At 69.2% G+C, this 25,721-nt stretch carries 24 protein-coding genes; 7 read left to right on the top strand and 17 right to left on the bottom strand.

The features are described from left to right. Positions 1–44 precede the first annotated feature (44 nt). On the bottom strand, positions 45–575 hold the full coding sequence (locus tag J2S35_RS05475; RefSeq protein WP_309850706.1) for a DUF2087 domain-containing protein: 531 nt from the start codon (positions 573–575) through the stop codon (positions 45–47). A 168-nt stretch (positions 576–743) separates the two neighbouring features. Between J2S35_RS05475 and J2S35_RS05470 the strand changes: the two genes are divergently transcribed. From J2S35_RS05470 to J2S35_RS05460, 3 genes are all read left to right on the top strand, one after another. Beyond that, positions 744–1,358, top strand: coding sequence for a GrpB family protein (locus tag J2S35_RS05470; RefSeq protein WP_309850705.1), 615 nt, complete (start codon positions 744–746; stop codon positions 1,356–1,358). Between the two features lie 109 nt (positions 1,359–1,467). After that, positions 1,468–2,637: an AI-2E family transporter gene (locus J2S35_RS05465; RefSeq protein ID WP_309850704.1), complete on the top strand. Its 1,170-nt coding sequence runs from the start codon at positions 1,468–1,470 to the stop codon at positions 2,635–2,637. 187 nt (positions 2,638–2,824) lie between these two features. Then, positions 2,825–5,065: an immune inhibitor A domain-containing protein gene (locus J2S35_RS05460; RefSeq protein WP_309850702.1), complete on the top strand. Its 2,241-nt coding sequence runs from the start codon at positions 2,825–2,827 to the stop codon at positions 5,063–5,065. A 157-nt stretch (positions 5,066–5,222) separates the two neighbouring features. On the opposite strand, the gene J2S35_RS05455 is transcribed toward J2S35_RS05460, so the two are convergent. The 5 genes from J2S35_RS05455 to J2S35_RS05435 form a co-directional block, all read right to left on the bottom strand. After that, positions 5,223–6,350 carry an MFS transporter gene (locus J2S35_RS05455; RefSeq protein WP_309850700.1) on the bottom strand — a complete coding sequence of 376 codons (1,128 nt, stop codon included), beginning with the start codon at positions 6,348–6,350 and terminating at the stop codon, positions 5,223–5,225. Positions 6,351–6,495: 145 nt separating this feature from the next. Continuing rightward, positions 6,496–7,854, bottom strand: coding sequence for an endonuclease/exonuclease/phosphatase family protein (locus J2S35_RS05450; RefSeq protein ID WP_309850698.1), 1,359 nt, complete (start codon positions 7,852–7,854; stop codon positions 6,496–6,498). A gap of 142 nt (positions 7,855–7,996) precedes the next feature. After that, on the bottom strand, positions 7,997–8,572 hold the full coding sequence (locus tag J2S35_RS05445) for a dihydrofolate reductase family protein (RefSeq protein ID WP_309850697.1): 576 nt from the start codon (positions 8,570–8,572) through the stop codon (positions 7,997–7,999). Between the two features lie 81 nt (positions 8,573–8,653). Next, a complete protein-coding gene (gene denD, locus J2S35_RS05440) occupies positions 8,654–9,616 on the bottom strand; it encodes a D-erythronate dehydrogenase (protein WP_309850696.1) in 963 nt (320 codons plus the stop codon). 58 nt (positions 9,617–9,674) lie between these two features. Then, complete coding sequence (locus J2S35_RS05435; RefSeq protein ID WP_309850694.1) at positions 9,675–10,400, bottom strand: FadR/GntR family transcriptional regulator; 726 nt, start codon at positions 10,398–10,400, stop codon at positions 9,675–9,677. A gap of 206 nt (positions 10,401–10,606) precedes the next feature. On the opposite strand from J2S35_RS05435, the gene J2S35_RS05430 reads away from it, so the two are divergent. Further along, positions 10,607–11,986, top strand: a complete 1,380-nt coding sequence (locus J2S35_RS05430) for a GntT/GntP/DsdX family permease (RefSeq protein WP_309850693.1) — start codon at positions 10,607–10,609, stop codon at positions 11,984–11,986. Between the two features lie 46 nt (positions 11,987–12,032). Next, positions 12,033–14,519, top strand: coding sequence for a four-carbon acid sugar kinase family protein (locus J2S35_RS05425; RefSeq protein ID WP_309850692.1), 2,487 nt, complete (start codon positions 12,033–12,035; stop codon positions 14,517–14,519). An 86-nt stretch (positions 14,520–14,605) separates the two neighbouring features. Here J2S35_RS05425 and J2S35_RS05420 read toward each other — a convergent pair whose 3' ends face one another. The 4 genes from J2S35_RS05420 to dnaB all read right to left on the bottom strand — a co-directional run bounded on the left by J2S35_RS05420 (position 14,606) and on the right by dnaB (position 18,411). Then, positions 14,606–15,097, bottom strand: coding sequence for a hypothetical protein (locus tag J2S35_RS05420; RefSeq protein WP_309850691.1), 492 nt, complete (start codon positions 15,095–15,097; stop codon positions 14,606–14,608). Between the two features lie 105 nt (positions 15,098–15,202). Next, positions 15,203–16,099, bottom strand: coding sequence for a PRC and DUF2382 domain-containing protein (locus tag J2S35_RS05415; RefSeq protein WP_309850690.1), 897 nt, complete (start codon positions 16,097–16,099; stop codon positions 15,203–15,205). A 249-nt stretch (positions 16,100–16,348) separates the two neighbouring features. Beyond that, on the bottom strand, positions 16,349–16,969 hold the full coding sequence (locus tag J2S35_RS05410) for an HD domain-containing protein (protein WP_309850688.1): 621 nt from the start codon (positions 16,967–16,969) through the stop codon (positions 16,349–16,351). A gap of 77 nt (positions 16,970–17,046) precedes the next feature. Then, the gene (gene dnaB, locus J2S35_RS05405; protein WP_309850686.1) at positions 17,047–18,411 is read right to left on the bottom strand and encodes a replicative DNA helicase; all 1,365 of its coding nucleotides are present in this window, start codon (positions 18,409–18,411) and stop codon (positions 17,047–17,049) included. 469 nt (positions 18,412–18,880) lie between these two features. Between dnaB and J2S35_RS05400 the strand changes: the two genes are divergently transcribed. Continuing rightward, a complete protein-coding gene (locus J2S35_RS05400; protein ID WP_309850685.1) occupies positions 18,881–19,288 on the top strand; it encodes a VanZ family protein in 408 nt (135 codons plus the stop codon). Positions 19,289–19,766: 478 nt separating this feature from the next. Here J2S35_RS05400 and rplI read toward each other — a convergent pair whose 3' ends face one another. From rplI to rpsF, 4 genes are all read right to left on the bottom strand, one after another. Next, on the bottom strand, positions 19,767–20,216 hold the full coding sequence (gene rplI / locus J2S35_RS05395; RefSeq protein WP_309850683.1) for a 50S ribosomal protein L9: 450 nt from the start codon (positions 20,214–20,216) through the stop codon (positions 19,767–19,769). Positions 20,217–20,236: 20 nt separating this feature from the next. Next, positions 20,237–20,476: a 30S ribosomal protein S18 gene (gene rpsR / locus J2S35_RS05390; RefSeq protein ID WP_309850680.1), complete on the bottom strand. Its 240-nt coding sequence runs from the start codon at positions 20,474–20,476 to the stop codon at positions 20,237–20,239. A 90-nt stretch (positions 20,477–20,566) separates the two neighbouring features. Beyond that, entirely contained in the window at positions 20,567–21,124 is a 558-nt protein-coding gene (locus J2S35_RS05385) for a single-stranded DNA-binding protein (RefSeq protein WP_309850677.1), read from the bottom strand. Between the two features lie 34 nt (positions 21,125–21,158). Continuing rightward, on the bottom strand, positions 21,159–21,470 hold the full coding sequence (rpsF, locus tag J2S35_RS05380; protein WP_309850674.1) for a 30S ribosomal protein S6: 312 nt from the start codon (positions 21,468–21,470) through the stop codon (positions 21,159–21,161). A gap of 205 nt (positions 21,471–21,675) precedes the next feature. Between rpsF and ppk2 the strand changes: the two genes are divergently transcribed. Further along, positions 21,676–22,611: a polyphosphate kinase 2 gene (ppk2, locus tag J2S35_RS05375; protein WP_309850672.1), complete on the top strand. Its 936-nt coding sequence runs from the start codon at positions 21,676–21,678 to the stop codon at positions 22,609–22,611. Positions 22,612–22,746: 135 nt separating this feature from the next. On the opposite strand, the gene J2S35_RS05370 is transcribed toward ppk2, so the two are convergent. From J2S35_RS05370 to J2S35_RS05360, 3 genes are all read right to left on the bottom strand, one after another. Then, positions 22,747–23,004 carry a hypothetical protein gene (locus tag J2S35_RS05370; RefSeq protein ID WP_309850669.1) on the bottom strand — a complete coding sequence of 86 codons (258 nt, stop codon included), beginning with the start codon at positions 23,002–23,004 and terminating at the stop codon, positions 22,747–22,749. 101 nt (positions 23,005–23,105) lie between these two features. Further along, the gene (locus J2S35_RS05365) at positions 23,106–24,293 is read right to left on the bottom strand and encodes a hypothetical protein (protein ID WP_309850667.1); all 1,188 of its coding nucleotides are present in this window, start codon (positions 24,291–24,293) and stop codon (positions 23,106–23,108) included. A gap of 86 nt (positions 24,294–24,379) precedes the next feature. Continuing rightward, complete coding sequence (locus J2S35_RS05360) at positions 24,380–25,696, bottom strand: M18 family aminopeptidase (RefSeq protein WP_309850666.1); 1,317 nt, start codon at positions 25,694–25,696, stop codon at positions 24,380–24,382. Positions 25,697–25,721: the final 25 nt, after the last annotated feature.

Here is a 25,721-nt window from a genome sequence, read left to right as displayed (position 1 = left end):
GGCCGGGGTGCGCCACCCGACCTCGGCTGCCGCCCCAGGGGCGGTCACCCTGCTGGATCGACGCGGCGGCGGTACTCACCCCCGTCCACGGAGCGCTCCAGCAGGCCCGCATCCACGAGGTAGCGCCGCAGCGTGACGACGTCCTCGGCCACGGCGGCCAGCGCCTCGTTGACCTCGGGCTCCGTGTAGGTGCGGCCAGGCCCGAGCGCCCTGTCCGCGAGCGCCGCAAGCAGCGGCCCCCGGCGCCCGGGCTTGGCCGGGTAGCTCACGAGCCGGCCGTCCTGGCCGCAGTGGGCCTCGAACCCCGGGATGGCCGCGCTCTCAGAGGAGCGGGCCTCTGCGCCTGCGCGCATGAGGGCGACGACGACGGACTCGTCGAACGTGAACCCGCCGTCCCCGTCTGGGCGGAGAAAGGGGCGGGCGCGCTCGATCGCCGTCGCCGATTTCCGGGGCGGGAGCCCCGGCACACCTTCAGGCCCAAGCTGCCCGAGGATGGCGAGCGCCAGGGCGCGCCTGGCGTTCTCATTGGCCAGGGCCGCGAGGAGGGGGAGGGCGTCAGAGGATGCAGCGCTCATAGGGACACTTTCTCACAACGAGCGTGCGGGGTCACCTGCGCTCCGGCTGCACGGGGCGCAGGGCGCATGGCGCAGGGCGCAGGGCGCGGGCACGGGGCACGGGGCACGGGGCACGGGGCACGGGGCACGGCGCGGGAGCCCCGGGGAGAGCGCGCTAGGTTTGGGCTCATGAATGACACGCCCCAGTCTCGCAGCCACCCCGGGCCCAGCCCCCGGCGCCGGCCCCGCCACCCGGACGTCACGGAGCTGGAGCTCGTCGGCGGGGCGGAGCGCCGCGCGGTCATCCTCGCCGACCCCGACATCTCCTGGCCCTCTGCCTTTCGGGCCCACGAGGAGCGCATCCGCGGTGCCGTGGGGGCGGCAGCCCTCGGAATCGAGCACATTGGCTCCACGTCCGTGCCCGGGCTCGCGGCGAAGCCGATCATCGATGTCCTTCTCATCGTCGAGGACATCACCGCGGAGGAAGACTGGCTGGGCCACCTGCTCGGCGCCGGGTACGAGCTGCGCGTCCGCGAGCCCGGCCACCGCATGGTCCGCACGCCCCAGCGTGACGCCCACGTCCACATCTTCCAGGAGGGGGACCAGGCCATCGAGGCGTACCTCGTCTTCCGCGACGGGCTGCGCTCGAGCCCCGAAGACCGGGCCCTCTACGAGGACACCAAGCGCCGTCTCGCCGCCCAGGACTGGGCCGACATGAACGACTATGCGGACGCGAAGAGCGACGTCGTCGCGGAGATCCTCGCGCGGGGGCGCGGCCGGGCGCGGGGGCGCGGGCGCGCGTAGGCTGGCCGCCCTCGGCTCCGCGCCACCACGCGGAGGCGGCCCCGTCCCGGCCCCACAGACGTGAGGCCTAGGATGGCAACGGCCCCGATCCCCTCCGAAAGGCCCCGTTGTGGACGCTCCCCGTGCTCTCTGGTCCGATTCCGTTGGACGCCCGGCTACCCGAGTCCTTCAGTTCCTCATCTTCGCGGCCGGCCTTGCGGTGGTGGTCTGGGCGCTGACGTCGCAGGCCCTGACCACGCTGCCGATCCTCATTGCCATCATCCTCGCCTCCGCCCTCCAGCCCGTCCTCGTGGCCCTGAGGCGGCGGGGCGCGGGCCGGATCGGCTCCACCGCCATCACCTTCACGGGGACGCTGCTGCTGCTCATCGGCATCTTCACCCTCGTCTCGATCTCGATCTACCGGCAGAGCGATGTCCTCGCGGCCCGGGCCGTGGAGGGTGTGACGCGCCTCCAGGACTGGCTGCGCAGCCTGGGGGTCGAGGTGGACGCGGCACGATTCGACGCCATCGAGAAGAGCCTCAACTCCAGTTCAGGCGGGGACCTGGCTTCGCGGGCGCTTCACGGCGTCGCCACAGCCGGGGAAATCGGAACGGGCACGCTGCTCACGCTCGTCCTCTTGTTCTTCTTCCTCCTTGACGGAGACCGGATGTGGACCTTCATCAAGCGGTTCATCCCCGCCCGACGGCGCGACGAGGCACACACGGCCGGTGTCACGAGCGTGAAGGTCCTCGGCGCGTACGTCCGGGGGACGGTGTTCATCGCGGCCTTCGCGGCCATCGTGGACACGGTCGCCATGCTCGTCATGGGCGCGCCGCTCGCCATTCCGCTCGGCACGCTCATTTTCTTCGGCGCTTTCGTTCCCATTCTCGGGGCGCTCGTGACGGGTGTTCTCGCGGCCCTGGTCACCCTCGTGACCCTGGGCCCCATCCCCGCCCTGGTCCTCGTGGGAATTGTCATTCTCGTCAACCAGATTGAGCACCACATCCTCCAGCCGAAAGTCATGGGAGACTCGCTGGGCCTTCACGGCTCCGTCATTCTCATTGCCCTGGCCATCGGGGCGCACACGGGCGGCATTTCCGGCGCCATTGTGGCGGTCCCCATCACGGCGGTCGTCTGGGCCGCGGTCAAGAGCGTCATGGAGGGGCGCGGGCTGTACTCCCCGGTCTTCCACTCCAAGCACGGTGCCCCCGCTTCGGAGGCCGACGACGACGGGGCCGCCGGAACGGCATCCCCCGAGCCTCGCGGTGGCCGGGGCTCGCACGCCGCGCCGTCGGCCTGAGCCGTTGCTCACCCGAGGGGCGGCGCCGTTCACGCGAACGGCGCCGCCCCTCGGCGCGTTCCGCCTGAGTCTTCAAGGCTGAGATATCGAATATTCGGGGCCGCATTGACAGCGCGCAGCCTCCACACAGTAGGATCACATCATCATCACAATCATGTGATCCACCTCTCACACTTTGGGGCTTTCTATGAAGAACATTCGTCTTGCCGGGGCGGCCGCCGTCGTCGTCCTGGCCCTGACTCCCCTCGGAGCGTCCGCCGCGCCGCCGCTCAAGGATGCCCAGGGCACCCCGCAGGCCGCGCCGCGGGAGGACAACCTCTCGGGGCCCTTCAGCGAGAAGCAGAAGGCGCTGCGCGCGGAGGCTCAGAAGCTCGTCCGCAGCGGCAAGAAGAAGCCCAACGCCAAGGGCGTGGTGCAGCTCGCCGAGAACAGCTTCGCCGAGACCACCACCCCGAAGAGTGACAAGATCCTCACGATCCTCTCCGAGTTCGGCGGGACCGGCCCCAAGCACAACCAGATTCCGGAGCCGGACCGCACCAAGGACAACTCCACGCTGTGGACCAAGGACTTCGGCCTGGCCCACTACGAAAACCTGTTCAACGGCCCCGCGTTCTCGATGAAGGACTATTACGAGAAGCAGTCCAACGGCAAGTACTCCGTGACGAACTCGGTGCAGAACTGGGTCACGGTCCCCGGAAACGCGGCGTCCTACGGCGCAAACACCGTTGAGCAGAAGGGCGGCGCCTGGAACTACATCAAGGACACGGGCAACTCCTGGTACGACTCCCAGCTCGCCGCAGGCAAGACGCCTGCGCAGATTGACGAGTACCTCGCCCAGTTCGACGTCTGGGACCGCTACGACTTCGACGGCGACGGCAACTTCAACGAGCCCGACGGCTACATCGACCACTTCCAGGCCGTCCACGCGGGCGAGGGCGAGGAGGCCGGCGCGAGCGAGGATGCCATCTGGTCCCACCGCTGGTACGCGTTCGGCAACCAGGCCGGCACGAGCGGCCCCCAGGGCAACCTCGCCGGCGGCACGCGCATCGGCCAGTCCAAGTACTGGATCGGCGACTACACGACCGAGCCTGAGAACGGCGGCCTCGGCGTCTTCGCACACGAGTACGGCCACGACCTCGGTCTGCCGGACTTCTACGACACGACGAACAAGGCCGAGAACGGCACTGGCTTCTGGACAATCATGAGCGCGGGCTCCTGGCTCGGCCGCAACGAGATCCAGGGCACCGGCGACACCCCCGGAAACTTCGGCCCCGAGGAGAAGCTCAACCTCGGCTGGCTGCGCGGCTCAAACGTCCCGCTCGGCGCCACCCAGACCCGCACCCTGAACCCGTCCCAGTTCCACACGGCGGGCCAGGACCAGGCGGTCCGCGTCGACCTCCCGAACAAGACGGTCCGCACGGTGTTCCCGACCCCGGTCCAGGGCCGCAAGGCGATGTGGAGCGGCGCGGCGGACGGGCTGAACGGCTCGCTGACCGCGGACGTTCCGGCCACCCCGAGCGTGACGGTCTCCGCCCAGATGAACTGGGCCATCGAGCAGGACTACGACTTCCTCTACGCCGAGTACTCCCTCGACGGCGGCAAGACGTGGAAGCTGGCGACGAGCCCGGAGCTCGGCACCGAGCCCCTCACCGGCTCGAGCGAGGGCCAGTGGAAGACCGTCACGTACCAGTACGAGACGGGCGGCAAGGCCTCCCAGTTCCGCCTCCGCTATGCCACGGACGGCGCGGTGACGGAGAACGGCGTCTTCGTCGACTCGCTGACCATCAAGGGCAAGCGCGTCAACATGAAGCTCAACGGCGAGCCCAAGAACCTCCCCAAGGGCTTCACGGCGGACGCCAACTGGACGGCGAACCCGGGCTACCTGGACACGACGACGGACCGCTACTACCTCATCGAGAACCGCCAGTTCCAGGGGTATGACGCCGTCCTCAAGACGGGCCCGTACAACTTCGGCAACCGCCTGACCAAGCCGGACTGGGTGACGTTCTTCTCCTACACGCCGGGCATGCTCGTCTGGTACGTGGACCACGCGTACGAGAACAACAACACGTCCCAGCACCCGGGCGCCGGGCGGGTCCTCCCCGTCGATGCCCGCATCAGCCCCATCGTTGCGGAGAACGGCCTCATGCCGCTCGGTGGCCGTCGCCAGGCGTACGACGCGACGTTCGGCCTCGGCACGTGGGCCAAGCTCTGCCTCCCCACGGAGACGAACACCGGCCTCGTGACCCCGTGCGCTCCCGCCGCGCCGCAGGCCCCGGTCTTCGATGACTCGAACCCGGACGCCTACTACTCCACCGCCCTCCCGTACCACTCGGTCAAGGTGGCGGGGCACGGAGTGAAGGCCACCGTGGTCAAGCAGAACGCTGACGGCTCCCTGACGGTGACCATCGCCAACCCCCAGGGCTGAGCCCCACGGGACGGGCCGGCTCCGCGCCTCTGGCGCTCCGGGCCCGCACCGTGACAGAGTGCCCCGCACGGAATATTCCGGGCGGGGCACTCTTGTGTTCTGCGGACGACGACGGGGCCGCGGGGGTTGCGCCCCGCGGCCCCGTCGTCGCTGGCTTCTACCGGGAGGCCTCCGCGGCGCCGATGGGCCGCAGCGCCGCAATGAGCGCGGTGACGGCAAAGGACACCACGGCGAAGAGCATGGCCGTCACGGCCCCCTGATCCTGTGCCACCCGCGTCACGATGGGCGCCGCGAGCGCCACCCAGAGCGAATTGCACAGCGAGCTCATGGAGCCCGAGGCCGCGCGGACGTCATTGGTCAGCTGGCTCTGGAAGTACGCGCCGATCATGAGGGAGAGGACCCCCTGGAGCACGATGTGCACCATGAAGGTCACGAAGGACCAGGCGCCGGCTGGGGCGAGGGCGAACCCGGCCATGGCGACCGCGTTGAGGACCGCCACGGCCACCATCTGCGGGCGGCGGACGGGGACCTTCCGCTGGATCGCCGGGGACAGGAGGCCAACGAGGTACATGGACACGAAGGTCACGATGACGAAGGGCACCGAGGTCTCGGCGAAGCGCATCTGCCAGAGGATGTACGGGGCCACGGACGCCGTCCCAGCCGCGCACCCCACCCACATGGAGTGATTCTTGAAGACCCCCAGCACCTTGACGAGGTAGCCGCGCAGGGGTGTGCGCTCGACCTCGGCCTCCGGGGCGCGGAACCCGATCATGGCGATCGTCCCCGCCGCGAGAAACACGATGGCGGAGAGCCAGATCCCCTGCGGGTAGACCTGGAAGATGAGGCCGCCCGCTACCCCGCCGATGACGCTTCCCGCGCCGCCCATCCAGTCGAGGATCCGGTATGCGCTGGCGAACCCCTCGATGGACTGGTCCTCGATGCTGTTGGCGATCAACGCGGGGATGGTCCCGCTGAGGGCCGCGACCGCGATACCCGCCAGAAGCTGGGCCACGAGGAGCCACCCCTCGCCGGGATTGACGAAGAAGATGGCCAGGGCAGCCAGGCGGAGGACCAGGCCGATGTAGATGACCTTGGTGCCGGAGAAGCGGTCGAAGAGCACCGCAAGCGGGAGCTCCGCTGCGGAGACGGTGCCGTTGAAGACGAGGAACATCGTCCCCACGAACGCCAGGGAGTACCCGGCCCCGGTGAAGTACAGCATGTCGACGACCGTGAACGAGGTGATCGCCGCCGCAGCGAAAAATGAGTAGGCGTAGATTCTTTTCATCGCGAGCGCCGGGCGGCGTACGACGCCTCCCTGACGATGATGCCCGCTTAATGGGCCTGGAGCGGGCCGCCCGTCCTTCTAGCCACAATAGATATAACAGGCAATGAATTCGGTCAAGGCGACGGCGCGGCTCGCGCCCAGAGGATTAGCCCTTGAGGTCCACCCAGACGAGGCGGTGGTCGGACGTCGGGAACGGGTAGACGCCCGTCAGCTCCGAGCCGGGCTGCCCCTGCGCCGGCCAGAACACGCCAGAGCCGCGAGGGGTCAGCTGCTTGGAGGGCAGGACGTAGTCCACGCGGAGGTTGCCGGGGGCGTTGTCGCCGAAGTCCGCGGTGTCAAGGCGCGGATCGCCCTTCTGGGTCGCGTTGGCCCCGCCCTGGAGCCGGGAGGCCTCCGGTCCGCCGAGGCTCATGGGGCTCGTTGCGGTCACCCGGGGGTGCGCCAGGACCTGCCAGATGGCCTTCCCGTAGGAGTCCCCGTCCACAGGATCGGCGTTCATGTCCCCGAGGATGACGAACCGCTCGTTCGCGGGGAGGCCGCCGCGGCGCCCGGCGTCGTCGACGATGTAGGAGGATGCCCGCGGCGACGGCGAGACGTAGTCCGCCCAGAGGCGGATCTCGTCATGGTTGCGGCGCCCGTTGCGGTCCTCCGGCCCGTCGAAGGACGGCGGCGTGGGGTGGGAGGCGAGGACGTGGATGGTCTTGCCGCCGACCCGGACCGGGACGTCCCAGTGGGACTTGCTGGACAGCGGGAGGACGTTGAGCGCGGCAGGGCTGTACCAGTCCCCCGGCTCGGGGGTCGCGGGGTCATCTGGCAGGGCCGCTCCCGGCATGTCCTTCCAGAGGAGGTTCTTGAACGTGCGGACCTTCGCCGTGTCGATGGGGTACTTCGAGTAGATGACCATGCCGTACTGGCCGGGGAAGAGGCCGAAACCCTTGGCGTCGTTGGGGCCGCCGACGCTCCCGGAGCGGTCGAGGTCCACGCCGCTGGGCATGCCCGTGTTGACGGGTGCGGTGTACATGTACGGGTAGTCGATAGGCGCATGCCCGCCGTGGCCCACATTGAGGTAGTTGGCGCGGAAGAGGCTGGCGGAGCGGTGGGCGGAGTCGTAGTCGAACTCGTTGACGAGCACGATGTCCGGCCGGGCCGACTGGATGACGTCTGCGACCGCGCGGGCCTGGGCGTTGCCCGGCGTGGACAGGTCACGCTGGAGCTCGCCCTCGGCGCCGCGGTTGAGGCTCGCGTTGAACGTGGCCACCCGGACGCTGTCGCGCCCTGTCTTGGGCCCATGAGCAGGAGAGCTCTGATGGGACGCGCCCTGGCCGGGTGTGCCCGGATGGGCGGAACTCTGGTGGGACGCGCCCACGGCGGCGCCTCGGGCGGGACCCTGGCCGACGCCGGCCTGCGCGGGGGCGGCCGCCGCGGCAAGGAGGGCCACCGCCCCTCCCACCGCGGCCAGGCGGGCCGAGGCACCGATGCGGCGCGAACGAGGGGACAGGCTCATGAGGGATCCTTCGGAGACTGGGCTGCGGAGTGGCAGGCCCCGCGGCGAGGCCTGCCCAGCCACCCTAAGGCTCCCTTCTAACCCGTGGGTGTCCTCCCGGTGAACGTCTCCGACCCCCCGGACGAAGCCACCCCAGGCGCCGCTAGGCCACGACGTCGTACACCGCCAGGCGGATGCCGTTGGAGAACGCCTTCTCCTCCACGAGCGAGAGGCGCTGCTTGCGGTCCCCGTCCTCCGCGAAGAGGCGCTTGCCCTCGCCGAGCACGAGCGGGAACGTGAGGAGGTGGTAGCGGTCCACGATGCCTGCCTCGGCAAGGCTCTGCGCGAGGCTCGCGGAGCCGTGGACGTAGATGGGCCCCTCGCCCTGCTCCTTGAGCGCGCGCACGTCTTCGATGGAGCGGAGGAGGCGGCAGTTCTCCCACCCGCACTCGGTGACCTCTGCCTCTGTCAGGCTCGTGGAGACCACGTACTTGGGCATGCGGTTGTAGAGAGGGAACTCCTCGTCCATGCTCGGCCACACGGGCGCGAACTCCTCGAAGCTCACGCGACCCAGGAGGAGGCCCGCGGCCTCCTCCTGCTCCCGCCCCTTGATCTCGTAGGCCTCCGGCACGAACTCGATGTCCTTGAAGGTCCACCCGGCGTGGGCGTAGTCCCCGCCTCCGGGGGCCTCGATGACGCCGTCAAGGGTGATGAACTCGGTGACGATGATCTGATGCATGGGGGACTCCTTCGCAAGGCTGAGGCGGCACGCGATCCGCGCCGAGATGAAGCTTCAGCCTACGCGGAGGGGTGGACACGATCAGCGCGCGGCGAGACCGTCCGCGTAGCGGCGAACCACGGAGAGGAAGTCCTCGTCCCGCGTGAATCCGGCGTCGAGGAGCCGCTGAACCTCGAACTCCCCGGGCCAGGAGCACACGATGCCCTCGACGGCCGGGTCCCGCTCGTCCCGGACGAGGGCCCGCGCGTCCGGCCCGCCGACCTCGTCGAGCGCCGCGAGCATCTCCCCCACCGTGACGCTGATGCCCGGGATGTTGATCCCGCGCCACGCGCCGAGCGCCTCGCCGGGCACCCCGAGCGCGAAGACCAGGTTGCGCACGGCGGCCTCGGGGGAGCTCAGCCACATGCGGGTCTCGTGCGGCACGGGGCAGACGGACTCCACGCCGGCGAGTGGCTCGCGGATGATCCCGCTCGCGAACGAGGACGCCGCGGAGTTCGGCACCCCCGGCCGGACGGAGATCGTGGGGAGTCGGCAGATGCGCGCGTCCACCCACCCTCGGCGGGAGTACTCGTTGACGAGCAGCTCCCCCATCGCCTTGGCCGCGCCGTAGGTCGAGTCAGGCTGGGCGGCCCAGGTCTCGGGGACGACCTCCGGGACATTCCCGCCGAAGACCGCCAGGGAGCTCGTGAAGACGAATCGCGGGGCGGAGCCGGCGGCGCGCGCCGCCTCGAGCAGCGCCCGCGTGCCGTCCACGTTGACGCGCATCGCCAGATCGAAGTCCGCCTCGGATCCCCCGGAGAGGACGGCGGCCAGGTGGAAGATGCCGACGACCTCGGCCGTCACCGCTTCCCGCAGCACATCAGGGGACGCCAGGTCCCCCACGAGAGACGTGACGCGCTCGTCCTGGACGGGGCAGGGGGCGAGGTCCACGGAGAGGATCTCGTCGAAGGGGATCGGGGCCTGACCGGCGTCCGCCGCTCGCAGCAGCTCCGTGGCCACGAGGCTGCCGAGGAACCCGGCGCCTCCAGTGATGATGATCTTCATTGCCCAATCTCCCTTCCGGGGCGGGGGCTCCACCCCCTCCGCGTCTATTCCTTCATGTTTATATTCCGCCAAATGAATTTGCCGAGGCCTCGGGGCGCCCCAGGTCCATCCCTGACGCCGCGTCCGCCGTCTGGTCCATGTGGCCCTGCATGGCGGCCGCAGCCCGCGCGGGGTCCCGCGCCTCGAGCGCCTCGAGAATGCGCCCGTGCCAGGTGATGGCATCCTGGCGCACGGAGCGCGGGGTGCTCGTCTTGATGCGCACCGCCATGAGCACGTGCTCCAGCGGCGCGTACGAGCCCGCGAGGAACGGGTTCCCCGCCGCCTCGACGATCCCCCTGTGGAAACGGAGGTCCGCCTGGGCGCTGCGCAGGGCGTCGTCGTCATCCAGAGCCTCCACCATGGCCCCGAGGTGACAGCGAAGGTCAGCGATCTCCGCGTCCGTGATGCGCGTGGCCGCGAGCCGCGCGAAGGCGATCTCGAGAACCCTGCGGGCCTCAATGAGCTCCATGACGAGCCTCGCCGAGTCCTCGGTGAGGCGCCCGCGAAGCATGAGGATCGCCGGGTCCAGGACGGACCAGCTCGCCACCGGCGCCACCGTGGAACGCTTGCCGTGCCTCACCTCGACGACGCCCCGCGAGGCGAGGCTCACGATCGCCTCCCTGACGGTGAGGCGCGAGACGGAGTACGTCTCGGCCAGCTGGGCCTCGGCGGGCAGGGGCTCGCCGACGGCAAAGGCGCCGTCGGCGATGTCGTTGAGAATCCGGCTCGCAGTCTGCTCGGACATCTTCATGGGGTGCTCTCCTGGCCGGAAGGTCGGTGGACTCCTCCCAGGATCTCACTTGACGCTCGTCCCGCCTCAGCCGGCCATCCCGTCTCGGGGCGGGGTTGACAAGCCAGGAGGAACGGCTCTAACTTATCAGACATCTGATAAGTAGACGTCGGTCACACTTATATCCGAGTGGCACCCCGGCGAAATCAACGGAGATTTCAATGTCCACAACAATCCTGGTCCTCCTCGGCCTCGCCTCGGTGGCGGTCATCCTGGCCCTCATCATCAAGGGACGGACACACCCCTTCATCGCCCTCCTCCTCGTGTCCGTCGGCCTCGCCCTCGCCGCCGGCATCCCCATGGAGAAGGTCGTGCCCGCACTGCAGCAGGGCATGGGCAAGACCCTCGGCAGCGTGGCCCTCATCGTCACCCTGGGCGCCATGCTCGGGCGCATCGTCGAGGTCTCCGGCGGCGCAGACGTCCTCGCCAACCGCCTCCTGAAGACATTCGGCCCCCGCCGCGCCCCGTGGGCTCTCGGCGCGGCCAGCTTCATCTTCGGCATCCCCGTCTTCGTCGATGTCGCCACGATCGTCCTCGTGCCCATCGTCCTCTCGGTGGCCCGCCGCCTGACCGGCCGCGTCAACATGCTCGTCTTCGCGCTCCCCACCGTCATGGCGCTCCTCACCGTGCACGTCGTCCTCCCGCCGCACCCCGGCATCGTCGGCGGCTCCGAGCTCATGGGCGCCGACGTCGGCATGGTCCTGCTCCTCGGCCTCATCCCCGCCGTCATCATGTGGCTCTTCGCCCAGGTCATGAGCGGGTTCATCGTCCGCCGCGTCTTCTCCCCCGTCCCCGTGGAGGGCGAGGAGGCGGCCGGCGCCGCGACGAACGCCCGCGAGGAGATCGCGGAGGAGAACCTCCCGAGCATGGGACTCGTGCTCGCGATGATCCTCATCCCGCTCCTGCTCATCATGGGTCAGACCGTGACCGCCCTGACTCTCCCGGCGGGCTCGTGGGTCCGGAATTTCTTCGCGCTCATCGGCGCGTCCCCCGCGGCCCTCCTCATCGGCGTCCTCCTCGCGATCTTCTTCCTCGGCTTCCGCCGCGGCTGGAGCCTCAAGCACGCCGAGGACGTCGTCGCCTCCGCCCTGCCCGCGACCGCGGCCGTCATCCTCATCACGGGTGCCGGCGGCACATTCGGCTTCATCCTCGCCGAGACCGGCGTCGCCAAGGCCGTCGCCGATGTCCTCTCCGCCTCGGGCCTGCCGATCCTCGTGCTCGCCTGGCTCATGGCAGCGCTCATCCGCGCGGCCCAGGGCTCGGCGACGGTCGCCACGATCACCACTGCCCCGCTCATCGCCCCGCTGGCCGCGAGCATGGGCCTCGCGCCGCTCCAGGTGGCCCTCGTGGCCATCACCATCGGCATCGGCTCCATGGCCCTCTCCCACGTCAACGACTCGCTCTTCTGGGTCTGGAGCCGCTACTTCGGCGTGAGCACCTCGGCGGCGCTGAAGTCCTACACGGTGACCACCACGGCCACGTCCGTCGTCGGCTTCTTCGTGGCCCTGGCCCTCTGGCCGCTCGTCAGCGCCCTGTCCTGACGCCCCGCGCCCGCCCCAGTCTCGCCTCCGCTCGAAAGGTCCGCCCATGCTTCCCTCCCCCCGCCGCCTCCTCGTCCTCGACGACGACCCGACCGGCTCCCAGTGCGTCAGCGGCGTCGCCGTCGCCTTCGAGGAGGACCCCCGCATCACCGCGGAGGCCCTGCGGGAGGAGGGGAGCGTGTGCTTCGTCCTGACGAACACCCGGGCGCTGGGCCCGGAGGAGGCGCGGGCGGCCAACCGTCGCGTCGTGGCCGGCCACCTCGCCGAGGCGGGGCGGGCGGGCGCCTCGCGTCAGGGTGGCGGGGCAGACGGTGCCAACGGGGCGGACGACGACGCGGCTGGCGCCGTCTCGGCCCCGCACGGGGCGGCGACGGGGCTCCACGTCGTCTCCCGCTCTGACTCGACCCTGCGCGGCCATGTCATCGAGGAGCCCAACGAGATCGCCGACGTGCTGGCCGAGCACGGCCGACCCGTCGACGCCTTCCTCTTCTGCCCCGCCATGATCGAGGCAGGTCGCACCACGGTGGACAACGTCCACTACGCCCGCGTTGACGGCCGCGACGTCCCTGTCGAGGACACCGACTTCGCCCAGGACGCCACGTTCGGCTACTCCACCTCGAACCTGCCCGCGTTCCTCGCCGAGAAGGGCGAGGCCCACCGGCGCGAGCACCCGGACACCCCGTGGCGGACGCCCTCGGCGGCCGACGTCCTCACCCTCTCCCTCGAGGACATCCGCACCGGCGGCGCGGACCGCGTGGCCGAGCTCCTGTCCGCCGCTCATGACCGCCAGTGGGTCGTGGTCAACGCCACCGAGTACGCGGACATGGAGGTCGTCGCGGACGCCGTGACGCGCCTCGAGGCAGAGGGGCGGACCTTCGTGACCCGCTGCGGCCCCTCGTTCGTGCGCGCCCTGGTCGGCCAGTCCTCCTCCGCGCCCCTGACCGAGGCGGCGCTGACGCCTGAGGGCGGCCGCGCGCCCCACGGCCTCGTCGTCGTCGGCTCCCACGTGGGGCTGACCACGAAGCAGCTGGAGGCGGTGCAGCGCCGCGGAACCCTCGCGGAAGTGGAGCTGAACGTGCCCCGCCTCCTGGACCCGCAGACGCGCGAGGAGACCATCGCGGGCGCCGTCACGACCGCAGCTAAGGCCCTCCGCACCTCCGACGTGGTCGTCTACACGAGCCGGGACCTGGTGAGGGAGGAGAGCGCCGCGCAGTCTCTGGACATTGCGCGCTCCGTCTCTGACGGGGTCGTGGAGGTCGTGCAGCGCCTGCGCGCCGAGCGGCCCGCGTGGGTCGTCGCAAAGGGCGGCATCACCTCCCACGAGGTCGCGCACAACGGCCTCGGCATCCGCCTCGCCCGCGTGGAAGGCCAGTTCTTCCCCGGCCAGATCTCCCTCTTCACCCCCGTCGAGGCGCCCGAGAGCGTCCTGGGTGCCCCGTACGTCGTCTTCCCGGGGAACGTCGGCGGCGAGGAGGCCTTGGCCGACGTCGTCGACCGGCTCTCCGCAGCCGCCGCCCCTCAGCAGGGCCAGCCCGGGGAGCGCGCCGCCGGCGGGAACGGGCCCGCCACCGCCACCGACGAGAACCGCCACGGGGCCACCCCCGAGAACAGGACCACCGCCATGACTGCACCCTCCCGACCCCGCGTCGCCTGGATCGGCCTCGGCGCCATGGGCTCACCGATGTCCCTGGCCGTCGCGGACGCGGGCCTCGAGGTCACGGCGTTCGACATGTCCGCCGACGCCCTCGCGGCGGTGGCGCCCCGTGTCAGCGGCGCCGCCTCGGCGCGCGAGGCTGCGGAGGGCGCGGACGTCGTCGTCATCATGGTGGCGACGGGGCCGCAGCTCCAGTCCGTCCTCTTCGGCTCTCCCGCCGCGGAGGGACGCCCGGCGCTCCCCGGCATCGCGGACGCCCTCACCCCGGAGACGGTCGTCCTCGTCATGGCCACCGTGGGGCCCGAGGCCATCGAGGCCGCGCTGACCGGCCTGGCAGGCGTGACATCGCGGCTTGTCGACGCCCCCGTCTCCGGCGGCGTGGCCCGTGCCGCGACCGGCGACCTCCTCGTCATGGTCTCCGGGGCCGAGACGGACGTCGAGGCGGTCCGCCCGCTCCTCGACGCGATGGCGTCCAACGCGCCCGTCGTGGGCCCGCGGCCGGGCGACGGTCAGCGTTTCAAGATCGTCAACCAGCTCCTGTGCGGCGTGCACATCGCGGCAGCGGGCGAGGCGCTCGCGCTGGCCTCCTCCATGGGGCTCGACGTCCGCCAGTGCTACGACGTCCTGGGCACCGGCGCCGCCGCGTCCTTCATGTTCGCGGACCGCGGCGCGCGGATGGTCGAGGAGAGCTTCGACGAGGTGCGCTCCGCCCTGGACATCTTCGTCAAGGACATGGGGCTCGTGACCGAGGCCGCGCGGGCCGCCGGGCAGGAGGTGCCGCTCGCCGCGAGCGCGCAGGAGGTCTACGAGCGCGGGCACCGCGAGGGGCTGGGCCGCAAAGACGACTCCGTGGTCTACGAGCTGCTCCGCCGGCGCTGACGCCCCAGGGCGTGAACGGCGGGCGGTCCGGGAGCACGAGACCTTCGACTGCTACGACGCGTTCTGAGCCCCCCGTGTGGCGCGGCTCAGGCGTGCCGGGCGCCTCGGGGCGCCGGCTTGAGTCCCTCTGCCATGCCGACGACGCCGGCTGCCGCCGCGAGGAGCAGCCGCGGCCTCGTGACACCCCGCCGCTCCAGCCACCCGCACACGCGGGCGTCGAGGGCGTGATCCAGGCGTGTCATGAGCAGGCTTGCCCCCACGCCGAGGCCCACGCCCACGGCACGCCCCAGCGAGGAGGGGCGAGCCCCCGTGCCGGCACGGCGGGGCGTGGCGCTGCTCAGCCGAGAGCCCGGTCCCTGGGGGCGCGCATCGCGGGAGCCCTCGGCGCTGCGCGCCACGGCCCAGCCGGCGAACCCTCCGGCCACCGCACGCAGCACCGTGTCAGCGCGCCGGGCCGCGGGCTTGCGCGGATCCAGCAGCGTATAGAGGAAGGCCGCCGTCCCCAGAGCGGCGCCGCGGCCCCAGGACCGCGGGTTCACGGTGGACGGCCCCGTCGTCGTCATAAAAAGAACACTCATAGGACAACGCTACCCGCTCCCCCGGCCACGCAAAAGGCCCCCGACCTCAGACGAGGGCGGGGGCCTTGCAGCGTCAGCGGCGAGGCCGCTTGGGCTCAGGTGCGACTAGCGGCGGTTGCCGTCTTCGTCGACAACGATCTCCTCGCGGCGAACCTCGCCGGAGACCTGCTCGGAGTCCTGGCGGACCTCCTTGTCGAGGTTGATGCGCTCCGTGGCGACGACCTCGGTCTCGACGACCGGGCGCTCCTCGTGCGTGGTGACGACGATCTCGTCCTCCTCGAAGACGCCCTCGCCGGAGACGCGAGCCTCAGCGGAGTTCGGGTCGATCTTCTCGCGCTGAATGTGCACCTCTTCACGGCGGACGGGAACCTCAACGGTCTCCGTGTCCGTGATGACGTGCTTGCGGAGGCGGACGCGGCCCGTCTCGCGGGTCTCAACGCGGTCGGACGTCGCGAGGCGCTCCTCGTGGGCGACAACGTCACGGTCGCCCTCAACGCGGTCACCGGCGACGGCGTCGCGGCGATCGGCGGCGAGGTCAGCGTCGGCAGCGTTGCGGCGGTCGGCGTCGATCGCGTCGGTGCGGTCGGCGTCGAGGCCGGGGCGGCCAGCGTTGTAGCCCGTGCCAGCGACACCGGCAGCGCCGGTCTCGGCCAGACGGTCATCGCGGACGTCGTCACGACGGCCAGCGGCACCGTTGGTGGCGTAGTAGTCGTAGATGCGCTGCTCTTCCTCGGGGGAGAGGTTGCCGTCAGCGTCCACGTTCGGGGCGTCCTTGATGAAGTCCTTCGAGAAAGGAACCGTCAGGCCGTCCGCAGTCTCCTGCGCGCGGTCGAGGGGGACGAAGGTCTCCTTGAGGCCGAAGAGGCCCGTGTTAACCGTGGCGAACGTCGGCTCGTTGGTCTGGTCGTCGAGGTAGACCTCGCCGATCTTGCCGATCTTCTCGCCGTCGTTGCCGAAGACAGTGCTTCCGCGAAGAGCTTCGAGGTTGAGGTTGACAGTCATGCTGAGAACTCCATTTCTTTCTCGGTGACATGTTTTGTGTTGCACGGCAAAACCCTTAGGTCCCCGTGCATCCATAGCCACATTATCAACCGGCCCCGGGGTGTCAAACGGCGGACCCGTCTTTGCGGGATAATTTCAGGAAACGCCCAGACTGGGGGTTGAACCTGGGAAATGTCCACCAACAGTCATGGCCATTTTCCGCATTGTTCACCGAAGCCCCGGTGATAAAGCGAGCGCGGCTGCGTGCCCTCAGCGGCCCTGGGAGCCGGCTCTCGCCTCGTGGGGATGCTCGGCCATCTTCGCGACGACACCGGCCTGCACAATCCGCCGAGCCTGTGTGTGCGGCTTCCTCTCTGACTGGCCAGTGACGGCTTTCCCGAAGACCTGGGCGAGGTCTCCTCGCGGATAGGATGCGAGCACCTCCGCGGCGAAGCCCGAGGGCAGCAGGTCCGCCTGAGCCCCGGCGACATCGAGCGCCGTGGCCCTCTCGAGAAGGTGGCCCTCGACATCCAGGGCAGGGTCCACCGAGGGCCAGTTGTGGCGCACGATCACCTCATGCACCCGGAGTCGCCGCGCGTGCGGCCACCCGGCCCCCGCGGTCAGCGCCACGGCGACGTGCCCGCCCGCGTCCTCATAGGAATTCAGGTGGTTGTCGAACTCGGGGACAATCCCGATGTCGTGCAAGAGTGCCGCCACCCAGAGCAGCTCCCGATCCGGGATCGCTATTCCCACAACGCGGGCAATTGCTTCTGACCAGTAACCAGAGCGAATCGCGTGAGCCGTCAATGATTCGGGCTGATAAATGCTCGCCAGTTCCATGGCGGCGCGCACCGCAGTCGTGTCAGGCATAACGACGTCGTCCATGTTCATGCCGAGCGCTCCTTGAGTCCGAGTGGCCGTGACGCGTGCAGCCGCCGCCGGCGCCTCAGCGCACGGCGGCCACAGGCCTAGAAACCGCCGGCGTCCGCAGCGGGAGACATGTTGTTGAACCGAGAGTAGTGACCCTGGAAGGCCACCGTGATGGTGCGGGTGGGGCCGTTGCGGTGCTTGGCGACGATCACGTCCGCCTCTCCCGCGCGGGGTGACTCCTTGTCATAGATGTCCTCGCGGTGCAGGAGGATGACCATGTCGGCGTCCTGCTCGATCGAGCCCGACTCACGGAGGTCGCTGATCATCGGCTTCTTGTCCGTGCGCTGCTCCGAGCCGCGGTTGAGCTGCGAGAGCGCGATGAGAGGCACGTCGAGCTCCTTGGCGAGCAGCTTGAGCGAGCGCGAGAACTCCGAGACCTCCTGCTGACGGGACTCCACACGCTTGCCCGAGCTCATGAGCTGGAGGTAGTCGAGGACGATCAGCTTGAGGTCATGCTTCTGCTTGAGCCGGCGGCACTTGGCCCGGATCTCCATGAGGGACATGTTGGGCGAGTCGTCCACGAAGAGCGGCGCCTTGTCCACCTCGCCCATCGTCTGCGCGAGCTTGGACCAGCCGTCGCCGTCCACCGTTCCCTTGCGCAGGTCCTGGAGGGGGATGGAGGCCTCTGCGGAGAGGAGGCGCATGGCGATCTCGTTGCGCCCCATTTCGAGTGAGAAGAAGACCGTGGTCATGTTGTGGCGGATCGCGGCGGACCGCGCAAAGTCCAACGCGAACGTGGACTTGCCGACGGCGGGCCTGGCGGCGATGACGATCATCTGGCCGCCGTGCAGGCCGTGGGTCAGCTCGTCGAAGTCGTAGAACCCCGTGGGCACGCCGGAGACTTCCTCTCCGCGGGCGCCGGCCGCCTCGATTTCGTCGACCGCCCCCTCCATGAACTCGCTCAACCGGACGTAGTCCTCCGTCGAGCGCCGCTCGGCCACCTGGAAGACCTCTGCCTGCGCGCGGTTGACGATGTCCTCGACCTCGCCGTCCTGGCCGTAGCCCATCTGGACGATCTTGGTGCCGGCCTCCACAAGCTTGCGCAGGACAGACCGCTCGCGGACGATCTCCGCGTAGAAGTTGGCGTTGGCGGCCGTGGGGACGGACTGGATGAGCTCGTGGAGGTACGGGGCGCCGCCGATCTTCGAGAGCTCCCCCGTCTTCTGGAGCTGATCCGCCACGGTGATGGCGTCCGCAGGCATGCCGTGGCCGTAGAGGTCGATGATCGCGTCGAAGATCGACTCGTGCTTGGGCAGGTAGAAGTCATTGCCGCGGAGCACCTCAATGACGTCCGCGATGGCGTCCTGGGACAGGAGCATGCCGCCGAGCACCGAAATCTCCGCGTTGAGGTCCTGCGGCGGCTTCCGTACGGCTGAGGCGCCGCCTTCCCCATACTCGCTCATCGGTGCCCTCCGCTGCTCGCCTGAAAGCTCGGGGGCATGCCGCCCCTTCGCCGTGGATGTCCTCTCATTCTAGGGCGGCTGGCAGGCCCGAAGAGAGGCGTTCAGCCGAACGTGGATAACTCGACAGCCCCCATCTCAAGGGAGTTATCCACACTCGCCGAGGGCTGATTGTGCATATCGCGGCGTGTCGTGTGGGCAAGTCCGGGACGACAGTGTGGACAGCGGTGGGACAAGCCGAGAAATCCCCGTGATTCCGCGGTTCTTCGCCGTCTAACCATGTGGATAACGGCCGTGGCATTTACGCGGATTCCATGCCGTGTTCACCAGGAAACGCCCTCATCCCTCCGCATCGCCCCCCTTGCGCCCACGTTATCCCCACTTATCCACAGGTACTGTCCACAGGGCCTGTCCACAACTCCGCCCCGGCCCGACATCTCGCGGGTCTGGGCGTCCCGCATAGACTGGACCAATGCGCCATTTCCTCGCGAGCCGCTCTGTCTCCCAGCGAGTCATGCTGGTTTTCGGCCTCACGGCAGTGCTCCTGCAGCTCCGGTCCCTGTACGGGGAAGTCAACGGGAGCTCCCCCTTCCCGGGCCTGCCGGTGGACAAAGCCGTGCACTTCACGATCTTCGCGCTGCCCGTGTTCTTCCTCCTCCGGGCGGGCCTCAACCGTCTTGCGGTCCTGGGCGCGTTCGTCGTCCATGCGCCGCTCTCGGAAGTCCTCCAAGGGATGTTCTTCCCCGGCCGCTCGGCCGATCCTCTCGACGCGGTGGCGGACTTCGCCGGGATCGCCGTCGCTCTCCTGTCCGCCAGCTGGCTCTCCCGGCGCCAACAGCGCGAGGCGAGCGCCCCGCCGCCCCGCTCCCCCGGCGCATAGCGCCTCGCGCCCTCGCGCCCCCTCGGCGGCTCGGCCTCGACCACGACCTCCACCTCGGCCTCGGCCTCGGCCTCGGCGGCACGTGCGCTCATCTGATCTCGCCAGGCAACCCGAAGGCCACTCCCATCCGGGACTCACCCAAACCTCAGCCTCGCGCCATAGCGTGAAGAGCACGACGACGGCCCGCCGCGGTGGCCCCCCAGGTCTTCGCAAGGATCGCCTCACGGCATGATCCCCGCTGCGCGCCACGTCGAATCGCCCCGAGAGCCCGCGGCAAGACTGCGCCGCGGGCACCGGGGCCCGCCTCCCCCGCCGCATCGCCCTCATGACCCGTTGCGAGGCGGTTTTCGCACCAAGGACCGCCCATTTCCGTGCGAACATCACCCCGCAACGAGGGGGGGAGGGTTAACGAAAAGCGCCCCTCCTCCCCGAAGGGAGAAGGGGCGCCGCCGCAGCCTCGCGGCCGCGACTCGCTGCCTTACTTGGCGGCGATGACGTTGAGCTTGATCGTGGCAGACACGTCCGAGTGGAGACGGACGGTGGCCTCGTGGGTGCCGAGCGACTTGACGTCGTCGAGCTCCACGGAGCGCTTGTCGAGCGTGCCGAGACCAGCGGCCTCAACTGCTGCGACAACGTCGGATGCCTTGACCTTGCCGAAGAGGCGGCCGGACTCGCCCGCCTTCACGGAAAGGCTGATCGGGGCTTCCTGCAGCTTGGCCGCGAGAGCCTGTGCCTCCTCGAGGGACGCAACGGCGCGAGCCTCGCGAGCGGCGCGGAGCTGCTCGACCTGCTTCTCGCCGCCCTTGGTCCACAGGAGAGCGAAGCCGCGGGGCAGAAGGTAGTTACGGGCGTAACCGTTCTTCACCTCGACGATGTCGCCGGACGTGCCGAGACCCGTGACTTCCTGAGTCAGAATGAGCTTTGCCATAGTGGTTCTCTCCCTCTCCCTTAGCCGCGGCCTGCGCCGGAGTACGGCAGAAGGGCGACTTCGCGAGCGTTCTTGATCGCGAGGGCGATCTTGCGCTGCTCCTGGACCGTCACGCCAGTGACGCGGCGGGCACGGATCTTGCCGCGCTCGGAGATGAACTTGCGCAGAAGTGCGACGTCCTTGTAGTCGATGACGGTGACGTCAGCGGCCTTCAAGGGGTTGGACTTTGGTTTGGGCTTACGGAGTTCAGCCTTAGCCATCGTGGTGCTCCTCAATCGTGGTGGAGCCCGTGAAACTGTGTCCACGGGATGGTGGACGGGTGCCTCTCAGGCGCCCGTTTGAAAATGGTTTTAGAAGGGAGGCTCGGACATGTCCGGGCCACTGCCCCAGCCACCGGAGTTGTTGCCGGGGGCCGCCCAGGGATCCTGGGACTGCGGGGCCTGGGACTGCTGCTGGGGTGCGCCCCACGAGGAGCCGCCTCCCTGAGCCTGTCCGCCGCCCTGCTGCTGGCCGCCGCCGAACCCGCCGCCGCCGCCAGCGGACCGCTGGGTGCGCTTGACGGATGCGGAGGCGTAGCGGAGCGAGGGGCCGATTTCGTCGACATCAAGCTCCATCGACGTGCGGCGCTCGCCTTCCTTCGTTTCGTAGGAGCGGGACTTCAGCCGGCCCTGGGCGATGACGCGGGTGCCCTTCGTCAGGGTCTCCGCGACGTTCTCAGCGGCCTCGCGCCAGATGGATGCGCGGAGGAACAGGGTCTCCCCGTCCTTCCACTCGTTCGTCTGGCGGTCGAAGGTCCTCGGCGTCGACGCGATCGTGAAGTTCGCGACGGCAGAGCCCGAGGGGGTGAACCGAAGCTCGGGGTCCCCGGTGAGGTTGCCGATGACGGTGATTACAGTCTCGCCTGCCATGGAATGCTCCTACGTGTGTCGGTGAACGGGAAGATCAGGCCTGCTCGGCAGTGATCTTCTGGTCCTCCGGGCGGATGATCTTCGTGCGCATGATCATCTCAGACAGGGAGAGCTGGCGATCAAGCTCAGCAGCCGTTGCCGGCTCCGCGGTGAAGTTGACGACCACGTAGATGGCCTCGTTCTTCTTCTGGATGTCGTACGCGAGGCGACGGCGGCCCCAAACGTCGATCTTGTCCACAGTGCCGCCACCATTGGTGACGACGGTGAGGAACTTCTCGATCGTCGGCTGGACTGTGCGCTCGTCGACCTCGGGGTCGATCAGGGTCATGAGCTCGTATGCACGCATGTGAACCCACCTCCTTCGGGCTGAACGGTCGCGGTCTTTCCGCAACAGGAGGTTCATGGTGTGCTGGCGCTTCGCCCGCAGGCCATGGGACATGCGGGAGACGCGAACGCGCCGATCTCCAAGTCTATCAGGCGATCAGGGTTTGGCTCCCGTTCACCGGTGGCTCCTAGGCTGGGCTCAACACCGGAGACCAGGAGGGCCATCCATGAAGAAGTCAGACCTGAATAACGCGCAGCTTGGCGTCAACTCGAAGAAGGAGAACCTTCGCGAGTTCATCGACAAGATGTTCAGCGAGGGCTACACGGTGGCGGAGGGGCACACGAACGACCCCGACCTCATCGACCCCATGGGCCGCGCCGTCGAGACGTGGCAGGAGGGGTACCCCTATGGCGAGCGGATGGGCCGCGAGGAGTACGAGCTCGAGAAGTACCGGCTCCAGATCGAGCTCCTGAAGTTCCAGTACTGGGTGGAGGACACGGGCCAGAAGCACATCATCGTCTTCGAGGGCCGTGACGCCGCGGGCAAGGGCGGCACCATCAAGCGCTTCACGGAGCACCTCAACCCGCGCACGTCCCGTGTCGTGGCCCTCAACAAGCCGAGTGACCGCGAGCAGGGCCAGTGGTACTTCCAGCGCTACATCCAGCACTTCCCCACAGCCGGCGAGATGGTTCTCTTCGACCGCTCTTGGTACAACCGCGCGGGCGTGGAGCGCGTCATGGGCTTCTGCACGGACGAGGAATACGAGACCTTCATGGAGCAGGTGCCCCACTTCGAGCGCATGCTCGTGGAGTCCGGCATCCACCTGACGAAGTTCTGGTTCTCGGTCACGCAGAAGGAGCAGCGCACTCGCTTCGCGATCCGCCAGCTTGACCCGGTGCGCCAGTGGAAGCTCTCCCCCATGGACCTCGAGTCCCTGGACCGCTGGGAGGACTACGGCGAGGCCAAGGAGCAGATGCTCTTGCGAACGGACACGGACCACGCCCCCTGGACCACCGTGAAGTCCAACGACAAGAAGCGCGCCCGCCTCAACGCCATGCGCCACTTCCTCAACCAGTTCGACTACCCGGGCAAGGACACGAGCGTCGTCTTCCCGGCGGACCCGCTCATCGTGGACCGGGGCCGCGACTCCGTCGGGGACTGACCCTCCCCGCGCCTGCCTCGTGCGGCTGGCTGCTGCGGTGCACGACGACGGCGGCTGGCGCCCCCCAAGACGCGCGAACGGCCCGTCACCCCGGTTCGGGGTGACGGGCCGTTCGCGCGCGTGCGGGTCTGACTCTTAGACGACCCGGGGGCCGGGCTCGCCGAACTGGCGTCCGCGATTCTCGTCCTCGGCCGGCATGGTGCCGGGCTGGCCGAGCTGCTCGCCGTCCCGCGGCGCCCGCTCGTCGTCGTTCTCATCCATGCCCCCAGGCTGGCCGAACTGGCCGGCGCCGAGAGCAAAGCCCATGCCGTTGCCGTGCGTGGGGCGCTCCTCGTCCTGACGCTCTGCGTCCGGGCTGACGGCGTCCGGGGCGGTCTCCTTGTCAGAAGTCATCGCTTCGATCCCTCCTCGTGAAAGCCGCGGCGTTCGCACGGCGTTGGACAGCACAGTAGCGCACGAATCCCGCAGGCAGCTGGGCTGCGCGGAGCGCGGGATCAGTAGAGCTTGAGCTCTTGGACCTTGCCCTCGGGGGACATCGTGGCGCTGCCGGAGATGTCGAGGTCGCGAGAGGCCTGGACGGGCTGGCCGTTGAGCTTGGCGTCGTAGTCCATCGTGCCCTTCGTCGTCGTCGAGATGGTGAAGCGGTTCGGGCTGGACGAGCCGGCCGTGGCCTCGATGACCGGCATCTTCGCGATGGTGACCTTGAGGCCCTCAAGCTTGCCCTGGCTGCTGTAGGCGTTGAACTCGCGCCCGCAGGTCTTGTGGTCGAGCTTGGCGGCGCACGTCTTCATGGCCTCGGTCACTGCGGTGACGACGGTCTTCTGGGCCTCGGCGGTGGGCTTGACCTCGAGCTTCGACGTGCCGCTCGAGCCTTCCTTGCTGCCGTCCGCCCACGCCGTGGCCGTGACGGGCTTGGTCGTGAAGTAGGTGTTGTTGATGCTGGAGATCTCGTAGTCGCCGGGGAGCGGGTTCTTCATGCTCGTGGCGGAGGTCGAGGAGGAGTCCGAGACGCTGACGCCGTTGACGGTGACGGGGAACTTCGCTCCGCTCGCGTACACGTGCGGAAGGGACACGTAGCTGGAGCGGGGGGCGACCTTCCACTCGCCGCCGATCCGGCGGACGTCGTACTCGACGGGGAGGTCGCGGCTCTTCTGCTTGACCGTGCCGCTCACCTTGTACCAGTCGTCGCTGACGCGCTTGGAGTCAGTCCGGGAGAAGCCCTCGGGTCGGTTCTTCGCCTTCGAGTAGACCTCGTCCTTGTAGTACGGCTGGTCCGGGTCCAGGCCGACCATGTCCGTGTCCATCTTCTTCAGGGCGTCCTGGGCCTTGCCGTCCCGGAGCGCGTCCACATAAGTGGAGACGGTCTTCTCCGCCTCGCCCTGGTCTCCCTTGGAGTAGGACTGGCCGTCCGACGACGTCGAGGACGCGTCCTTCGAGGAGCCCTTGCCGACGACGTTCATGAGGTTGGCGATGAGGGCGATGATGAGCCCGAGGACAACGAGTCCGCCGAGCACGAGGCCGACGATGAGGCCGGTCTTCTTCTTGGGGCCGCCGCTGCCCGGGGCCGGCGAGCCGCCGGCGTGACTGCCGAAGGGGTCCGAGGCGGGCTGGTTGTAACCCTGGCCTGCGGGCTGGCTGTACCCCTGGCCCTGCATTCCCTGGGGGTTCTGCTGATATGACATTCGGCGTTCCCTTCACGTGAGCTTGTCACCTCGACGTTCGATGCCAAGCCCCGCGAGGTGCTTCACTCACAGAATACCCATGAAATTCACAGCTTTACACAGAAAGCCTCAAGAATTCGGGTCAGCGCCGCGTAGTCATTCACCGCGAGCATCTCCCTCGCCGAGTGCATCGATAGCAACGGAACGCCGACGTCCACCGTGCGGATTCCCAGCCGCGTGGCCGTAATGGGCCCGATGGTCGAGCCGCAGGGCATCGTGTTCTTGGAGACGAACTCCTGATAGGCCGCGCCGGACTCGCGGGCGAGGCGGCTGATGAGCGCCGCGCCGACGCCGTCCGTGGCATACCGCTGGTCAGCGTTGATCTTGAGGAGCATGCCCCCGCCGAGGACGGGGCGCACGGCGGGGTCGTGCCGCTCCGGGTAGTTGGGGTGCACGGCGTGGCCGGCGTCCGAGGACACGTGGACCGAGCCCGCGATCATCCTCGCGAACTCCGGGCCCCTGCTCCCCACGATCCGCGTGAGCACGTCCTCGAGGAACGGCCCCCCGGCGCCTGAGCGGGTGCCGGAGCCGATCTCCTCGTGGTCAAACGCGGCGAGCATCGTGACGCGGCGACCGCGTGCGGCGGCTGCGTCGTCGCGCTCTCCCTCCCCAGGAGAGGACGACCACGGGGCGCCCGCCGCCCGAATGAGGGCCGTGAGGCCCGCGTGGACGCTCGTGAGGTTGTCGAGGCGGCCGGAGGCGAGGAACTCCTCCCCCGCGCCGAAGAATCGGGGCTCCTGGCCGTCAGCGACGACGAGGTCGTACCCGGCGATCTCCGAGGCCTCCACGCCGGCCAGCTCGGCGAGGTGGGCCAGGATGTCCGCGTCCGCCGCGTCCCCGAGCCCCCAGATGGGCTGCGTGTGCTGCTGGCGATCCAGCTTGAGACCGTCCGCGTTGACGGCGCGGTCAAGGTGAACGGCGAGCTGCGGGATGCGGAGGATGGGCTCGGTGGCGACGAGGCGCTCGGTGCCGTCGGCGAGAACGAGGCGGCCGGCCAGGCGCAGCTCGCGGTCCAGCCACGAGTTGAGGAGTGGCCCGCCATAGACCTCGACGCCCGCCTGGAGGATGTTCGCCGAGCCGGTCGTGGGCTTCGGCTTGAGCTTGAAGCCCGGGGAGTCGGTGTGCGCGCCGACGATGTCAGCGCCCTCGAGGGGGCCGTCGCCCTCGGGCAGGAGGAACGCGATGAACGCCCCGTCCCGCCGGACCACGTAGGCCCCGGGGGCAAGGTCCCAGACCTTCGTCTCGTCGAGCTCCCGGAACCCGGCCGCGGCCAGGCGGCGGACCGCCTCCGCGGCGGCGTGGTAGCTCGAAGGGGACGCGGTGACAAAGCGCGCGAGGTCCTGGGCGTGATCGTGAGCACTCATGGTGCCACTCTATCGAGCCGCTCGG

It is taken from the genome of Falsarthrobacter nasiphocae (assembly GCF_031456275.1).
GTDB lineage: Bacteria > Actinomycetota > Actinomycetes > Actinomycetales > Micrococcaceae > Falsarthrobacter > Falsarthrobacter nasiphocae.
The sequence above is the reverse complement of the archived record's forward strand: the minus strand, read 5'-3'. Positions and strand labels throughout refer to the sequence as shown.

Bases quoted from the DNA above. Each gene is read 5' to 3' on its own strand.
- J2S35_RS05415 (WP_309850690.1), bottom strand. From the start codon at position 16,099: ATGACTGTCAACCTCAACCTCGAAGCTCTTCGCGGAAGCACTGTCTTC.
- J2S35_RS05365 (WP_309850667.1), bottom strand. From the start codon at position 24,293: ATGTCATATCAGCAGAACCCCCAGGGAATGCAGGGCCAGGGGTACAGC.
- J2S35_RS05410 (WP_309850688.1), bottom strand. From the start codon at position 16,969: ATGAACATGGACGACGTCGTTATGCCTGACACGACTGCGGTGCGCGCC.
- dnaB (WP_309850686.1), bottom strand. From the start codon at position 18,411: ATGAGCGAGTATGGGGAAGGCGGCGCCTCAGCCGTACGGAAGCCGCCG.
- J2S35_RS05400 (WP_309850685.1), top strand. From the start codon at position 18,881: ATGCGCCATTTCCTCGCGAGCCGCTCTGTCTCCCAGCGAGTCATGCTG.
- J2S35_RS05455 (WP_309850700.1), bottom strand. From the start codon at position 6,350: ATGAAAAGAATCTACGCCTACTCATTTTTCGCTGCGGCGGCGATCACC.
- J2S35_RS05450 (WP_309850698.1), bottom strand. From the start codon at position 7,854: ATGAGCCTGTCCCCTCGTTCGCGCCGCATCGGTGCCTCGGCCCGCCTG.
- J2S35_RS05435 (WP_309850694.1), bottom strand. From the start codon at position 10,400: ATGTCCGAGCAGACTGCGAGCCGGATTCTCAACGACATCGCCGACGGC.
- J2S35_RS05360 (WP_309850666.1), bottom strand. From the start codon at position 25,696: ATGAGTGCTCACGATCACGCCCAGGACCTCGCGCGCTTTGTCACCGCG.
- J2S35_RS05430 (WP_309850693.1), top strand. From the start codon at position 10,607: ATGTCCACAACAATCCTGGTCCTCCTCGGCCTCGCCTCGGTGGCGGTC.
- J2S35_RS05475 (WP_309850706.1), bottom strand. From the start codon at position 575: ATGAGCGCTGCATCCTCTGACGCCCTCCCCCTCCTCGCGGCCCTGGCC.
- rpsF (WP_309850674.1), bottom strand. From the start codon at position 21,470: ATGCGTGCATACGAGCTCATGACCCTGATCGACCCCGAGGTCGACGAG.
- J2S35_RS05425 (WP_309850692.1), top strand. From the start codon at position 12,033: ATGCTTCCCTCCCCCCGCCGCCTCCTCGTCCTCGACGACGACCCGACC.
- rplI (WP_309850683.1), bottom strand. From the start codon at position 20,216: ATGGCAAAGCTCATTCTGACTCAGGAAGTCACGGGTCTCGGCACGTCC.
- J2S35_RS05370 (WP_309850669.1), bottom strand. From the start codon at position 23,004: ATGACTTCTGACAAGGAGACCGCCCCGGACGCCGTCAGCCCGGACGCA.
- rpsR (WP_309850680.1), bottom strand. From the start codon at position 20,476: ATGGCTAAGGCTGAACTCCGTAAGCCCAAACCAAAGTCCAACCCCTTG.
- J2S35_RS05385 (WP_309850677.1), bottom strand. From the start codon at position 21,124: ATGGCAGGCGAGACTGTAATCACCGTCATCGGCAACCTCACCGGGGAC.
- J2S35_RS05420 (WP_309850691.1), bottom strand. From the start codon at position 15,097: ATGAGTGTTCTTTTTATGACGACGACGGGGCCGTCCACCGTGAACCCG.
- J2S35_RS05470 (WP_309850705.1), top strand. From the start codon at position 744: ATGAATGACACGCCCCAGTCTCGCAGCCACCCCGGGCCCAGCCCCCGG.
- ppk2 (WP_309850672.1), top strand. From the start codon at position 21,676: ATGAAGAAGTCAGACCTGAATAACGCGCAGCTTGGCGTCAACTCGAAG.
- J2S35_RS05460 (WP_309850702.1), top strand. From the start codon at position 2,825: ATGAAGAACATTCGTCTTGCCGGGGCGGCCGCCGTCGTCGTCCTGGCC.
- denD (WP_309850696.1), bottom strand. From the start codon at position 9,616: ATGAAGATCATCATCACTGGAGGCGCCGGGTTCCTCGGCAGCCTCGTG.
- J2S35_RS05445 (WP_309850697.1), bottom strand. From the start codon at position 8,572: ATGCATCAGATCATCGTCACCGAGTTCATCACCCTTGACGGCGTCATC.